The organism is Microcoleus sp. M2_D5 (assembly GCF_036701935.1).
In the GTDB taxonomy this organism is placed as follows: domain Bacteria; phylum Cyanobacteriota; class Cyanobacteriia; order Cyanobacteriales; family Microcoleaceae; genus Microcoleus.
The window spans coordinates 10,441-25,191 of record NZ_JAUBRP010000086.1 but is presented as its reverse complement, the minus strand read 5'-3'; the positions used below and the strand labels follow the sequence as shown (position 1 = coordinate 25,191).

Genomic DNA, 14,751 nt, shown 5'->3' with positions numbered 1-14,751 from the left:
TTTGGCTGGCATACATTATAACTAATTATCGCTTATCTTATATTTATATTATACAATCTAGCTGCGTATCAGCTTATTAGCTTTGGGAATCTTGTTTAAGGTTGGCATTTGTGATTTGACGGTACATTGTTACTGCGAGATTAAACCCATTTTTTGATAAAGTGGTCGGACGAAGTTTTTTAAAGCTGGCAACTGTTTGGTAAAAACTATTGAGCCTAAAACACAAATTATACCTCCTATGATGACTGTGTTGGGAGCGCCGATATAATTTGCTAATCCGCCGGCAACTAAATTACCAAAGGGTGTCACTCCAAAAAATGCCATTGTGTATATGCTCATCACTCTTCCGCGTTTGTCGTCTTCTACAATTGTTTGCAAAAATGTGTTTCCTCCTGCAAATTGCAAAATGAAACCAAACCCCACAAACAACATCATGATTAATGACAGCCATAAGACGCGGGACATACCAAAACCTATCAGCCCGAATCCCATAATTGCGGGTGAAATCGCAATCCATTTGCCGAGGCCAACTACACTTTTGCGCGAAATCAAAGAAATCGCCCCCGCAAATGCTCCGACTCCCGAAGCAGCCATCAAAAACCCCAAGGTTTGTGCGTCGCCTTGCAGAATTTTGGTGGCAAAAATTGGGACTAATACTGTGTGGGACATCCCGGCAAAACTTACTAATGCTAATAGCAGTAAAATTGCTCTAATCGGGGGAAACCCGAAGGCATAAACGAATCCTTCTTTTAATCTTTGTAATGGTTTGGTATTAGTTGCTGCAATTTTTCGGGGCTTGATTTGCATCGCTAATAAGCCTGCAATTACAGCTATGTAGCTGAGTCCGTCAATGAGAAAGCAATAACTTGGCCCGACTGTAGCTATTAGCAAACCTGCAATTGCTGGGCCGATTAATCTGGCTCCGTTGAACATGGAAGCGTTGAGGGCGATCGCATTTCCTAAATCTTCTTTCTTTTCTACAAGTTCCGGTACAAAAGCTTGCCGTGCCGGCGCGTCAAAGGCGTTAATTGCCCCTTGGAAGAAACTCAGTACCAGGATCTGCCAAATGTTAACGACTCCTGTTAGCGCTAAAAATGCTAGCGCTAAGGATTGAACCATTGCTAATATTTGAGTGGCAATTATGACTCGGTGCCGGTTCCAGCGATCGATTAAAACTCCTGCAAAAGGCAGTAAAATTAATGTGGGTATTTGACTTGTAAATCCTACCACGCCGAGCATCCAAGGTGAATCGCTCAAATTGTAGACAAGCCAAACTGTAGCGACTTGCGTCATCCAACTGCCAATCAGTGAGAGGCCTTGTCCTGCAAAAAACAGGCGATAATTTCTCGATCGCAGCGCTGGAGGAAGTTTTATTGTTTTGATTTTTGCTAGTAGATTCATGCTGCAAGTACGGCCTTAGCAATCCTATTTGATTGGTAAACATTTTTTAGGGTAGCGCCCCTAAGTCTACCCCTAATTAGCGAAGGGCAACTATCGGGGGACTTCCCCTAGACTCATTATTACGAATCATTGAGAATTGGGATATGAGCCGAAGGTTCTATTTTACAACTCCCGAAAACTGAGATGTTGACCATTCTCAATAAGCTTTTTATGAACAGGCTTTCGGGCCTGTGAAGCGAGAAAATTCACTCTTTGTGGAACAGGCCGTCCAGCCTGTTAAGCGAGAATGGTGCAAGATGTGAGGAAAATCAGGATTTGAGTAGAGTTAAATTCTTGCCTGCAGGAAAACGATCGCCACATTTAAATTTTTCTGTCGCGATCGCTTGACTAACGAGAAATTCCTTCCCCGAACCCTTCTCTCAATTAATGCTCAACAGCCAAGTACCGAGGTAACGCAGCAAGGGAACGTCCCCAGGAGTGCGGATGCGGACGTTGAAATGGTACATTCCGCCAGGGGATGGGTTTCTGACGTTGGAGAGTACAACCTCAACATTGTTGCCGGCGGCAATTGGTTCTTTGGGATAAATTTCTATGAATCGATTTTCTTTGTCCCAGATTACTTCTTGCAATTCTATTGTTTTGTTTTTGACGCGCACTTTAATGTCTTTTTGGTCAAATTCGCCTTTGTAGTAGTCTGGATAGGATATGTTCAGTTGGGCGATCGCCAAACTTACTTTTTTGGAAGGAATTCGCAGGCGATATCTATCGCCACTCATCCCGGCTGTACCGTAATCTAAGCGATAGTTTAATTGGTTGGCGCGTTCGGGGCCGCCGAAAATCGTGAATCCTGGCATGGATTGGGCTAAACTGATGGCGGGTAATCCAGCCACCAAGCAACCTGTAACCGCTAGTGCTGAAAATAATCGTCGCATAACAACTCCTCTAATTAAACTCTTGGTGAACCTTTAATATTGCTCGCCCGAAATTTGCGATCGTGCCTACAATATATCGAATGTCTCAGCAATTTGATGAGGGCGAGCCGATTTTAGATTTTAGATTTTAGATTTTAGATTTACTCCCGTCTGCTTTGAGAATGAATCTGGGGGCTGGTTAGAACCCGACGCTTTTCTGTGCCTCCATCCTAAGTCTCCGAAACGCTGAATCTGGGAACCTCCGAACAAATTGCTCGATCGTCAATTATTTTTTGCGTAATTTTGCGTAATACTGATAACTGACATTCAAACTACAAAGTTAGACGACACAAAATTATATCATAATCGGTGGCAAACTTAACAATTTAGTGAATTTGAATGTATAAGATAAGTTAAAGATACGGGTCGAATTTAGGCGATCGGCTTTAGTATCAACGAGAGAACTTTAGGGCAACGGCTGCTTCAATGTAAAGCAAGGCATCGGGCGATGAAAAATCGCACTTCAAGAAACCTGCGGAGGCAGGTTTTGTCTGTGTAGGCGCGGTTTCAACCGCCCTGGGAAGGCTTAAATAAGGAGAGTTCATGAAATTAGCGATCGCAAAAGAAATAGCAGCAGGGGAACGCCGGGTGGCTTTAGTACCCGACGCTGTAGCCCGATTAGTAAAACAAGGCGTCGAAGTTTGGGTGGAAGCCGGTGCGGGGGCAAAATCCTTTTTCTCGGATCTTGCTTACGAAGAAGCGGGAGCTCAGGTTGTCGCCGATACCGCTAGGCTGTGGGGCGAAGCCGATGTCGTCGTGAAAATCGGGGCCCTGCAAGAATCAGAAGTTCATCAACTCCGGGAAGGAGGCGTTTTCATCGGATTTTTGAATCCTCTGGCAGATCCGGCTTTAGTGCAGCGTTTAGCCGATCGCAAAGTAACGGCATTCAGCATGGAAATGATCCCGCGCACCAGCCGCGCTCAAAGTATGGATGCGCTGTCATCTCAGGGTAACGTCGCCGGTTACAAAGCGGTACTGATCGCAGCCGCCGCTTTGCCAAAGTATTTTCCGATGCTGACAACGGCGGCGGGTACAATTCGCCCCGCGAAAGTATTGGTAATGGGTGCGGGCGTTGCTGGCTTGCAGGCGATCGCCACGGCGCGCCGTTTGGGTGCGGTAGTCGAAGCCTTCGACATCCGCCCGGAAACAAAAGAACAAGTGCAAAGTTTGGGCGCTAAATTCCTTGATGTCGAACTCAAGGAAGAAACAGTAGCAGCAGGGGGCTATGCAAAAGAATTATCGGAAGCAGCCAAAGAATACACCCGCCAAGTGCTCACCCAACACGTCAGCGCTTCCGATGCAGTGATTACAACCGCTCAAGTTCCCGGCAGAAAAGCACCTATTTTAGTTACTAGAGAAATGGTTTCTCAAATGAAGCCCGGATCGGTAATTGTTGACCTCGCAGCCGAACAAGGCGGAAATTGCGAATGTTCGGAAGCTGGGAAAGATGTTGAATGGAACGGCGTTAATGTCATCGGCCCGATTAATGTGCCCTCGTCTATGCCTGTCCACGCTAGCGAAACTTACTCGAAGAATATCTCGGCTTTACTTCAGTTGATGGTGAAAGATCGGGAACTCAATTTGAATTTTGAAGACGATATCATTGCTGGTGCTTGCGTTGCCCGCGACGGTGAAATTAGCAACCAGCGAGTTCGCGATGCTTTGGCTGCTCAGGCTTCAGCCGTCAGTTAGATTCGGTCGTTATGAGGCAAAGTCCGGCAAGGGTTGAAACCCCTGCCTCAAAGCTAAAGTCCTCGCTATGAGGACTAAAGAACTGATTAAATATCTCCCAAAAAGGCTTTTTTGAACAGGCAAGATGCCTGTTCCACAAGAATTATTGGAGAGGTCTATTAGTCCTCATAGCGAGGACTTGGGCTATTAGCCAGGGAATTGATTCCCTGGCGGACTGGCGGACCCAACCGGGAACGAGTTATTTCCAATTACCAATTACCAAGTGTTATGGCAGAAGGATTGATTGCAGGTTTAGTGGTGTTTACTCTAGCGTCGTTTGTGGGATTTGAAGTCATTAATAAAGTCCCGCCGACGCTGCACACACCTTTGATGTCGGGATCGAATGCGATTTCGGGAATTGCGGTTTTAGGCGCAATTCTGATTTCAGGCCAAGGCAATGTGACTGTTACTTCGATTTTGGGGACGATCGCGATCGCCCTGGCCACAATTAACGTAGTGGGCGGTTTCTTAGTAACCGATCGAATGCTGCAAATGTTCAAGAAAAAAGAGGTTAAAGCGTGAGCGATTTTCTGCCCAGTGGCATTCAACTAGGTTATTTAGTTGCCGCATCTTTGTTTATTATCGGTTTGAAACAGTTGGGTTCCCCTGCAACCGCCCGTCAAGGGAATGTGTTAGCTGCGATCGGGATGTTGATTGCGATCGTCGGTACGTTGCTGGAAAAGCAAGTCATCAGCTACGAATTGATTGCTGTCGGAATTATCGTCGGTTCCATTTTGGGAACAATTATGGCGAAAACCGTCGCGATGACGGATATGCCGCAGATGGTGGGTTTGCTTAACGGTTTCGGGGGCGCGGCTTCTGCACTCGTTGCTGTGGGCGAATTCTGGCGCTATCTCAGCATCCCGGAATCGCCGACGCCTGATGCGACAATCACGATCCTTTTGGGTGTGTTGATTGGCGGAATTACCTTCACTGGTAGCCTTGTGGCGTTTGCGAAGCTGCAAGAATTGCTACCTGGTGCGCCGATGACGTTTCCGCTGCAACAGCCGTTTAATGCTGCGCTGGCGATCGCACTTTTAGCCGGCAGCGGTTATATGCTGGCGAATCCCGAAAATGTGCCGGTATTCCTCGGTTTGGTGGCGATTTCCAATATCCTGGGCATCATGTTTGTGCTGCCGATTGGGGGCGGCGATATGCCGGTGGTGGTGTCGCTGCTTAACTCTTATTCGGGGATTGCGGCGAGTGTGGCTGGGTTCATTTTGATGAACAATATGCTGATTATCGCCGGTGCATTGGTGGGCGCGTCGGGGATTATTTTGACGCAAATCATGTGCAAGGCGATGAATCGATCCTTGGGTAGCGTGCTGTTTAGCGCCTTTGGTAGCGGTGGCGGTAGTGCTGCGGGTGCTGCTGGGGCTGCTGGTGCGATCGACAAAACTGTTCGCAGCATCAATCTCGAAGAAAGTGCGATGATGTTGGGTTATGCGCGATCGGTTGTAATTATTCCCGGTTACGGAATGGCTGTAGCGCAAGCACAGCACGCGGTGCGCGAGTTAGCCGACGGTTTGGAAAAAATGGGTGTTGACGTGAAATACGCGATTCACCCGGTGGCTGGGCGGATGCCGGGGCACATGAATGTGCTGTTGGCGGAAGCAAACGTGCCTTATCCGCAGTTGTACGATATGGACGATATCAATCCGCAGTTTGACGAAACTGATGTGGCTTTGGTAATCGGGGCTAACGATGTGGTGAATCCGGCGGCGCGTCACGATACGGCGAGCCCGATTTACGGGATGCCGATTTTGGAGGTGGATAAAGCTAAGCATACGATCGTGATTAAGCGCGGGATGAGTGCTGGTTTTTCCGGTGTTGATAACGAGTTGTTCTATAAGGATAAGACGATGATGTTGTTTGGTAGCGCTAAGGATGTGGTTGCCAAATTGGTTTCTGAGGTGAAGCAATTGTAGGATTTTGCAACCGCAGATTAAGGCGGATTAACGCGGATTAACGCAGATAATTAAACCCGGTTTTTTGGATAAACCGGGTTTTTGTTTTGATTTGGTTTTGAGTGTGTTTTGGGGTCGATCGCTCTATGCAATGCTAGCTTGGTTTAAATAGTCACGGGCGATCGGTGCTAGTCAAATATACCTGCGATCGGAGATTTTTTAAATATAAGGAAATCCTAAAGAATTAATATAACTGCAAAAATTGTACTAGCCTTAGAGCTAAAGTCAAGTAAATTAAAAATTTTTCAACTATGTCAGATAAACCTTTTAACATCCGCCAACTAGACGGCCTAGATTATGACGAAGCAGAACCGCTCATCGAAGATTATCAGGAAACGCTAATCGAGCTGTTTGTCAATTCTCCCGAAGGAGAAGAATACTGTAAAACTTATCCAGACGTTGGATTTTGGATCTCGCAGTTCATTCATTACGGTTTCGGCTATGAAGGTTTTACGCTGCCTCGCATGAAAGTGGAAGATGTGGCAACTGTAGTCGAAGAGTTGTTTCCCAGGAAAGTGAGTTTGCTTTCGCCGGAAGAAGGTGAAAATGCTATCCCGGAATTATTGGCGTTCTGGCAATTTTTGAAGCGAGAATTTAAACTGCGAAATGCCACTTCAATTATCAAATACCTCCGGGATATCGAGCCGGAATTTAAAGAGATTATGGGAGATTCCTCTAAATTCGGAATTGCCAAATCCTTTGTGACTCTCGGTCATCAAGCAGGGTTTGATATGAGTACGGGGGAAGGTCTAACACAATTTCAGGAGCTATATAATGCTAGCATTGCCCCTAGGCTTGCATCTGAAAACTCCGATATATTTGGATTGTCAAGCAAACTGATAAGTGGCAGTGCTGTCAATCGCTCTAAGGCAAGTAAAGAAAAGCAAAAAAAAGCAAAAAATATGGCGGCTGAATCGAGAAAACGCAACCGCACTAAGAAAAAATGAGGTTTAGCAAGTATCTATCCTCACTTCACTCTTCTTCTGATTCTTCTCAGCATCCTGTTAGCTTCTTCCCTCCCGCGAAACTTCCAAACTAACAAATAACATATCAACTGAAACCCGAATATCCCTAATACGATCGCACTTTCTTCCGGTGAGTTTGTAGTTCGATCGAACTTCCCACTCTTCGGACTCGCGGGGGTGTTATTCTTGGTTACATCGTCTGTTTGCAGCTTTAAACTAAGTTCTGCGAGCGCATTACTATGTTTCAATGTGCGATCGATTTCTCGAAATGACGGCGGTTGCCCGCAGCTTGTTAAGGATAATCCAATAAGGATAAAAATTAAGAAATAACAGCGACATTTCATGATTTTTACCTTTCGGTCAGCGAAAAAGAGAATAAATCCATATAGGGCTTACTGACTCCGACAAAGAAACCGGGTTTTTATCTAATCTGTCGGTAGCCACGAAGTATTTTGCTAAAAAACCCGGTTTCTGGGCCCCTATCTCCAGGACTATTCTATTTACTAGAATAGCATTAAACGAATTTATAAAACATTTCCAAACTAAACCAGGAAACTGATTCAATGCCGTCTATATCTTTTGATGCTTACCTCAAGTCGATTCAAAATAACCTGCAAAAAGGTAGCGAGCGCAGCCATTATCCAGCGCTGAAAGATTTGCTGGATGACTCAGACAAGGGCATTGATGCCGTCATTGAAGAAAAAGGCAACAAGGCAGGGATTCCAGACTTTACCGTAAGGCGGCGAGAGCTATTGGTGGGTTATGTAGAAGCCAAAGACGTTGGGCTAGACCTGGATCAGATAGAAAAATCGGAGCAATTGCAGCGGTATATAGAAGCGTTTCCGAATCTAGTATTGACCAATTATTTAGAGTTTCGTTGGTATGTGAATGGGAAGCGCAGGCAGAAGGAAATTTTAGCAGACCGTAGTGAGAATAAGCTGCAAGTAAGGGCTACAGAAAAAATTGCGGCTCTGCTAGATCAGTTTATCAATTATACAGGCGAGATTATCAGCAGTCCTGAAGACCTGGCGCGACAGATGGCGAGGTTGACGAAGGCAATCCGGTTAGCAACAACAACGGCGCTGGGTTTGGAAGCAACCGGAGGCGAATTGCATCAACTGAAACAGGGCTTTAGTGAGGTGTTGTTGCCCGATTTGAATGATGCTGACTTTGCTGATATGTATGCTCAGACGATTTTTTATGGGTTATTTGCGGCAAGAGTTGGTCATGCTCAAAATCCAGGGTGTGAACCGTTTACTCGGCGCACGGCGGGCAGGTATATTCCGGCAACAAACCCATTTTTGAAGCGATTGTTTAATACGATCTTCGAAACGGATGCAGTCAGTCAGATCGATTGGGCGATCGACGATTTGGTGCAATTGCTGTCTCAGGTTGATATGGGCAGCATTCTCGAAAACTTTGGGCAGCGCACTCGGCAAGAAGACCCGGTGGTGCATTTTTATGAAACATTTTTGGCGGCGTATAACGCAGCCCTGCGAAAGAGTCGAGGGGTTTATTACACGCCGGAACCTGTGGTGTCGTTTATTGTGCGATCGGTTGATGCTATTCTCAAAGACCGCTTCGATTTGCCATTGGGATTAGCTGATAATGCCAAAGATCCAATAACACAAAAGCCGAAAGTGCAAATTCTCGATCCTGCAACGGGTACGGGTACGTTTTTGTATGAAGTGGTGAAGCAAATTTACCGCAATCTAGAAGAAATTGGCATGGCGAATCAGTGGGATAGCTATGTGCAAGACAATTTGCTGAATCGGTTGTTTGGATTTGAGTTATTGATGGCTCCCTATGCCATCGCTCATCTCAAGCTAGGGCTTGAACTTCAGGAACTTGGTTACAAATTTAAGGGCAAACAGCGATTAGGCATTTACCTCACCAATACGCTAGATGAGGCACTGAAAAAGTCAGAGATTTTGTTTGGTCAGTTTGTGGCACAAGAAGCAAATGAAGCTTCGACGGTGAAGGGAGATACACCTGTGATGGTGGTGTTGGGCAATCCGCCTTACTCTTACGAGTCATCAAACACAGCAGCATGGATTAGCGGTCTTGTTCGCGACTACTATCAAGTTGATGGTCAGCCATTGGACGAGAAGAATTCAAAAGGATTGCAAGATGATTACGTAAAATTCATTCGTTTTTCTCAATGGCGTATTAATGAAACTGGATTTGGGGTTTTAGCGCTCATCACCAATCATGGATATTTAGATAATCCGACTTTTCGAGGAATGCGTCAAAATCTGATCCAAACTTTTTCGGATATCTATATTTTGGATCTTCATGGAAATTATAATAAAAAAGAAATATCTCCTAATGGAGAACCCGATCAAAATGTTTTTGATATTCAGCAAGGTGTAAGTATAGGAATTTTCATTAAACAGCCTGGAAAATCATCATCTGCTGAAACACATCATTCTGAACTTTGGGGAAGTAGGTCAGACAAATATGAAGCTCTTAGCAACTTAGATATTGATACGATTGCGTGGAATAATCTTAAGCCTCTATCGCCTTTTTACCTTTTTATTCCTCAAAACATCACCTTGCTTACAGAATATGAAAAGGGTTGTAAAATCACAGAAATTTTTAATATTAACAGTCCCGGAATCATGACGGCACGGGATTCATTAACTATTCACTTTAGTCAAGATGATGTATGGAAAACAGTAAATAACTTTTCAAGTAGTTCACCTAATGAAGCAATTAAGTTTTATGAATTGCCAGAGAATACAAGAGACTGGAAAATTGAATTAGCTCAAAAAGATTTAAGATTATCAGGTATTTCAAAAACAAAAATTAAACCAATACTTTATCGTCCTTTTGACATTCGTTATACCTACTATACGAGTAATTGGAAAGGGTTTCATAGTTTGCCTAGGGGAAATGTGATGAACCATATGTTGACAGGTGAGAATTTAGGATTAATCACTGTGCGGCAAGTACCTGAAGGTATCTTCAATCATGTTCTTGCCACCAATTGTCTTGTTGATAATCGTATTACTTCTAGTAACAAAGGATACGGACAATTATTTCCTCTATACACCTATCCTGATACTGCCAACGAACAGGGTAGTTTATTTACTGAAAAAACTACAAATTTATTTCCTGGTTTTTTGAGTGCAATTCGTGAAAAACTTGGCTACATTCCCACGCCCGAAGCGATATTTTACTACATCTACGCCATCTTCCACAGCCCCACCTATCGCCAACGCTACGCCGAGTTTCTCAAAATCGACTTTCCCCGCGTGCCGTTAACCAGTAACCACCAGCTATTTAAAGACTTGGGTGCAAAAGGTCAGGCATTGGTAGACTTGCACCTGATGAAATCGAAAAAGCTGAATAAGCTGATTACTAAAATGAGTGGCGATGGTGACAATGCCGTTACCGAAGTTACCTATAAACCCGCAGAACAACGAGTTTATATCAACAAAGCCCGCTATTTTGAAGGCATCGCCCCCGAAGTTTGGGAGTTGAAAATTGGGGGTTATCAGGTTTTAGATAAATGGCTCAAAGACCGTAAGAAAGCCAAACGCACTTTATCCTTTGATGATTTACTGCACTATCAAAAGGTGGTGGTTGCGCTCAAAGAAACGATGCAACTGATGGTAGAAATCGATCTACTGATTCCTGGTTTTCCCATAGAGTAAAGTTTAGGACTTACGGACTCCGACTAAGAAACCGGGTTTTTACCTAATCTCTGAACAGCAACCAAGTATTTTCGTAAAAAACCCGGTTTCTGACCTGGTGTGCGATGATCGGAAATCAACCCATTTACACTTACAACACTCAACTCATCCAATCAGTCGTTGTCTAAATTCCTTAACTGCTGCGAGGGAATTGGGATATCGGACATATTCCGCTAGCAAGTCTATATCTAAATCAGGGAGGATTTCGCTGCGACTGATTTGCTCATAACCGCAGGTTTGGACAAATTGAACAGGGATTTCTTCCCGCAGGTAGTAGAGGCTAAAACTTTCATTTTGCCAAAACCAAACTTCTTTAACATTTAACCGTCTGTAAACTTCCAATTTATTCAGGCCACCACTGGTAACAACAACTTCAATTGCCAAATCAGGAAATTCTTTATCTGTACCAATGCAGTAAGCTTCATCTGGTTCCGTCCCACCGCTTTTTTCCTCTTGCCGCAGGGTGGTAGAACCAAAGGGAAAATAGTCGATATCTGCTTCTAAAAAGTAAATGAGTAAAAGGTCTCCAATGCGAGTTTTTCTGTTTTCATGGCGGCGGGAAGGTGACATAATTTCTAAGACTCCATCTAAATAGGTGACTCGATATGCCGAAGTATCACCACTTCTGGTTAGTAAGGTTTCATATTGTTCCCAGTTGACGCGATCGGTAATATAGCGACATTCGGAATCTTGGCGTTGGAGTGCTTGTTGGTCAAGTAGAGCATTGAGATCGCTTGTCAACATACTATTACCTCGTTTAGGTTATCTTGATTATAATGAGAGTTAATGCGATCGTGATGAATACTATATAATAACTTAAATATTATCAAATCTTATGGACTCCGACAAAGAAACCGGGTTTCGACTTCGCTCAACCACCAGGAGTTTTTATCGAATCTCTCAACAGCAACAAAGTATTTTCGTAAAAAACCCGGTTTCTGGGCCGCCATGCGTAAGTTCTTACAATTAAATCCCCCATTGCTCCCAAGATTAGGTAAAATTATTGGCGTGTCTGAGGATAAACTATATGCGTTTGGTTAAATATATTGCGATCGCCATTATCAATGGTTTCGGTGTCGTCATCGGTATTATTTGGGTTGCAGTCCCCACAACAATGGCTCAACCTTCCCTAAACTACCAACTCGCACTCTCTGGGCGAGAGTCAGAGGGCGAAACTCCGCAATCTCTTTCCGAGCTCTACAAATTGCGCGATCGGCTCAAAGTACAATTAGATAACCTTGCCAAAAATCCCGACAGCGCCCCGTTTCCGGCAGAACTTTGGAAATCCGCAATCCACCGCCAGCAATCCGAAACTCTGACGCAGCAACTCCAAAACGTTCAAAGTCAGATTCAAATAGAACAAAGAGCTAAATATAATTGGGACGATGCTGCTAAATTAGCGGCCCAAGCAGTAGTAATTGGACGCACTTCTAATCCTTCTTCTGCTACTTGGGAAGAGTCCCAGCGGCTGTGGCAGTTGGCTATCAATACGCTGCGACTCATTCCTCACGATTCTTTTTTGGCCGATCGGGCGATCGACAAAACCATCGAATATCAAGGAAACCTCAGTGTCGCAACCTATGAAATGCAAGTCGCACGTTCGGTAGAGAAAATTAGAGCCGAGGAAGAAGAGATAAGAGAGCGAGCCCGCAAAGAGCAAGAGAAAAAAGAATTTGCTCGTCGAGAAATAGAGAGAAAAGAGCAAGAGAAAAAAGACCGGGCTAGAAAAGAGATTGAAAGGCAAGAGTTTGAAAGGCAAGAATTAGCCCGAAAAGAACTTGAAAGGCAAGAATTAGCCCGAAAAGAACTTGAAAGGCAAGAATTTGAAAGGCAAGAGTTAGCCCGTAAAGAACTTGAAAGGCAAGAATTTGAAAGGCAAGAGTTAGCCCGTAAAGAACTTGAAAGGCAAGAATTAGCCAGACAAGAATTAGCTAGACAAGAACTTGAAAGGCAAGAATTAGCCAGACAAGAATTAGCTAGACAAGAACTTGAAAGACAAGAACTTGAAAAGCAAGAGTTAGCTAGACAAGAACTTGAAAGGCAAGAATTAGCCAGACAAGAATTAGCCCGACAAGAACTGGAAAGACAAGAGTTAGAGAGAAATCAGCAAGCAACTCCTCAACCAACTCCTGAATCAACTGCAACACCAACCCCCACCCCAGTTACACCCGCCGCGTCCCCGTCGAACTTTTTCTTTGCGGGAGATACCAACAGAGATGGCCAAATTAACCAGCAAGACGAAGCTGGAAAAGAACAATGGTCTTTGTCCAGTGGTGCGCTAATTTCATTTAACGATCGCAATAACGATCGCGGCAAGATACCGACTTGGAAACAAACCAAAGTTAGCGCTCCCCGCCGTGCAGCAATGCTGTCTCAAGTTAACTTAACACTATCTGAAAACTTCAAAACCTCTCAGTTATTTATCACGGCTGACAGCATTGCTAGCCCTCACATCAGCGTTTTCCAAAAGACGGGCGACGGCTGGCAACCTGTAGATATATCCGGTGCTAAACCTCTAGTTTTCAGCACGAATATTGTTTTAGGTGTCGAAGCAAAACAATTTGCCGATCGCAATTGGAACGGCACTGTTAATCTCAAAGCAACTGCCCAAAACAACGGTCAAGAAATCGCTTCCACAACTATTCAAATGGGCGTTAGTCCTTGGATGATAGCGCCCAATACAGCACCAGTAACCGAAGTTCAGGTCAGCGACAGAGGCGCGGTAAACAGCGAATTTATCTCCCAACTCAAACAAGCAGTAGAACCCACGGGCGCTAAGGTAAAAATTATCCAGGGCGATCGCACTTGGATGCAAGATACCCAGAAAAACGGATACGTTCAACTCCCCGAAAAATCGGAGATCCGCCAGTTTAATGTCGCCCTCAAAAGCAATAGCGATCCAGAGAAAAACCCGCCTGTTAAATCTACTCAAAACCCTGATTTGAAAGTAGTTAAAATTGGCAATCCTCGTTCTTTAGACCCTGTAAGTCAGTGGTCTGACGGATACGGCAATTTGCAGGTGACACCGCCGATTCCCGGACACCCAATGGGTCGAGTTTATTACGGGAATTCTGGAAATGGTAGTTTTAATCCAGAGGTGCTTGATTTTATTCAAGCTCAGAGGATTCAAGGGCCGCCAGTGGATATTGATACTTCTTGGCTTTTGACTCGCCAAGTCGATGAAATTATCAATTTTATTCCCGCTCAAACTCCCGGACAATATGTAATGGCGATCGCCAGTCCCGAAGCCGGAGTTAAGCTGTTGGAAGAATTGGAGGGAAGAGGTTACGGCGATGTGCCGATCAATCGCGGTTTGAGCACTCAAACAACTGTCAGCGCCGCCTTGAAAAACCGTGCTTTAATTCAACACAATCTCTATTTGCAAAATCAGAAACTTAATCCGATTATAGAGAAGTTGAAAAGAGAGTTTTTACTCGGAGACGACCAAATTGTTCAAGTTCCGGTGATGTTTGGCTACAGCGGTTATGCTTGGTGGCCAAATATGGTCAATTCGGTGCCAGTTAACGGCAAGTTGTTAGTTTCAAATCCGCGCGGGCCAATGATTGACGGTGTAGATTACACTCAGGAAAGATTGCGCCAACTGCTGCTTCCTGCTGGCGTCAGCGTTAGTTTCCTGGATGACAGGTATTATCAAGAATTAAAAGGAAACGTGCAGTCGGCGACGAATACTGTGAGGAAGCCAGAAGAGCGGCCTTTTTGGCAGTCTTTGCCTAATAATTACTAATTGGGAATCGGGCATGGGGAATCGGGAATCGGGAATCGTGAATCAGGAATTTGTAGGGGCGGGTTCACCAACAATACTCGCCTGTAACGAACAATCTCGTAAACCCGCCCCCACCCAACAGTAAATCTCAATATACCTCCTAAACCCGCCTCCCTAGTACCATTTTTATGAACAGGCAAGATGCCTGTTCCACACAAGTACCATTTTTATGAACAGGCAAGATGCCTGTTCCACACAAGTACCATTTTTATGAACAGGCAAGATGCCTGTTCC

At 44.6% G+C, this 14,751-nt stretch carries 10 protein-coding genes; 6 read left to right on the top strand and 4 right to left on the bottom strand.

Annotation, left to right across the window (positions count from 1 at the left end; all coding sequences use genetic code 11):
* Window positions 1-129 precede the first annotated feature (129 nt).
* A complete protein-coding gene (locus tag QUA50_RS25535; protein WP_333267977.1) occupies window positions 130-1,401 on the bottom strand; it encodes an MFS transporter in 1,272 nt (423 codons plus the stop codon).
* 419 nt (window positions 1,402-1,820) lie between these two features.
* Window positions 1,821-2,333, bottom strand: coding sequence for a DUF2808 domain-containing protein (locus QUA50_RS25530; protein ID WP_333267975.1), 513 nt, complete (start codon window positions 2,331-2,333; stop codon window positions 1,821-1,823).
* A gap of 582 nt (window positions 2,334-2,915) precedes the next feature.
* Between QUA50_RS25530 and QUA50_RS25525 the strand changes: the two genes are divergently transcribed.
* The 5 genes from QUA50_RS25525 to QUA50_RS25505 all read left to right on the top strand — a co-directional run bounded on the left by QUA50_RS25525 (window position 2,916) and on the right by QUA50_RS25505 (window position 10,694).
* Entirely contained in the window at window positions 2,916-4,064 is a 1,149-nt protein-coding gene (locus tag QUA50_RS25525) for a Re/Si-specific NAD(P)(+) transhydrogenase subunit alpha (protein ID WP_333267973.1), read from the top strand.
* A 267-nt stretch (window positions 4,065-4,331) separates the two neighbouring features.
* Window positions 4,332-4,625 (top strand): NAD(P) transhydrogenase subunit alpha, encoded by a 294-nt coding sequence (locus QUA50_RS25520; RefSeq protein WP_006633295.1) that lies wholly within the window; start codon window positions 4,332-4,334, stop codon window positions 4,623-4,625.
* On the top strand, window positions 4,622-6,031 hold the full coding sequence (locus QUA50_RS25515) for an NAD(P)(+) transhydrogenase (Re/Si-specific) subunit beta (protein ID WP_333267970.1): 1,410 nt from the start codon (window positions 4,622-4,624) through the stop codon (window positions 6,029-6,031). Before QUA50_RS25520 ends, QUA50_RS25515 begins: the two co-directional genes overlap by 4 nt.
* 290 nt (window positions 6,032-6,321) lie before the next feature.
* Window positions 6,322-7,017: a hypothetical protein gene (locus tag QUA50_RS25510; RefSeq protein WP_333267968.1), complete on the top strand. Its 696-nt coding sequence runs from the start codon at window positions 6,322-6,324 to the stop codon at window positions 7,015-7,017.
* Window positions 7,018-7,691: 674 nt separating this feature from the next.
* Window positions 7,692-10,694 (top strand): type ISP restriction/modification enzyme, encoded by a 3,003-nt coding sequence (locus QUA50_RS25505; protein WP_333267966.1) that lies wholly within the window; start codon window positions 7,692-7,694, stop codon window positions 10,692-10,694.
* 144 nt (window positions 10,695-10,838) lie between these two features.
* On the opposite strand, the gene QUA50_RS25500 is transcribed toward QUA50_RS25505, so the two are convergent.
* Window positions 10,839-11,477 carry a Uma2 family endonuclease gene (locus tag QUA50_RS25500; RefSeq protein WP_333267965.1) on the bottom strand — a complete coding sequence of 213 codons (639 nt, stop codon included), beginning with the start codon at window positions 11,475-11,477 and terminating at the stop codon, window positions 10,839-10,841.
* A gap of 283 nt (window positions 11,478-11,760) precedes the next feature.
* On the opposite strand from QUA50_RS25500, the gene QUA50_RS25495 reads away from it, so the two are divergent.
* Window positions 11,761-14,478 (top strand): protein-arginine deiminase family protein, encoded by a 2,718-nt coding sequence (locus QUA50_RS25495; protein WP_333267963.1) that lies wholly within the window; start codon window positions 11,761-11,763, stop codon window positions 14,476-14,478.
* Here QUA50_RS25495 and QUA50_RS25490 read toward each other — a convergent pair.
* Complete coding sequence (locus QUA50_RS25490) at window positions 14,475-14,657, bottom strand: hypothetical protein (RefSeq protein WP_333298835.1); 183 nt, start codon at window positions 14,655-14,657, stop codon at window positions 14,475-14,477. The two genes, QUA50_RS25495 and QUA50_RS25490, sit on opposite strands and share 4 nt — an antisense overlap.
* Window positions 14,658-14,751 lie beyond the last annotated feature (94 nt).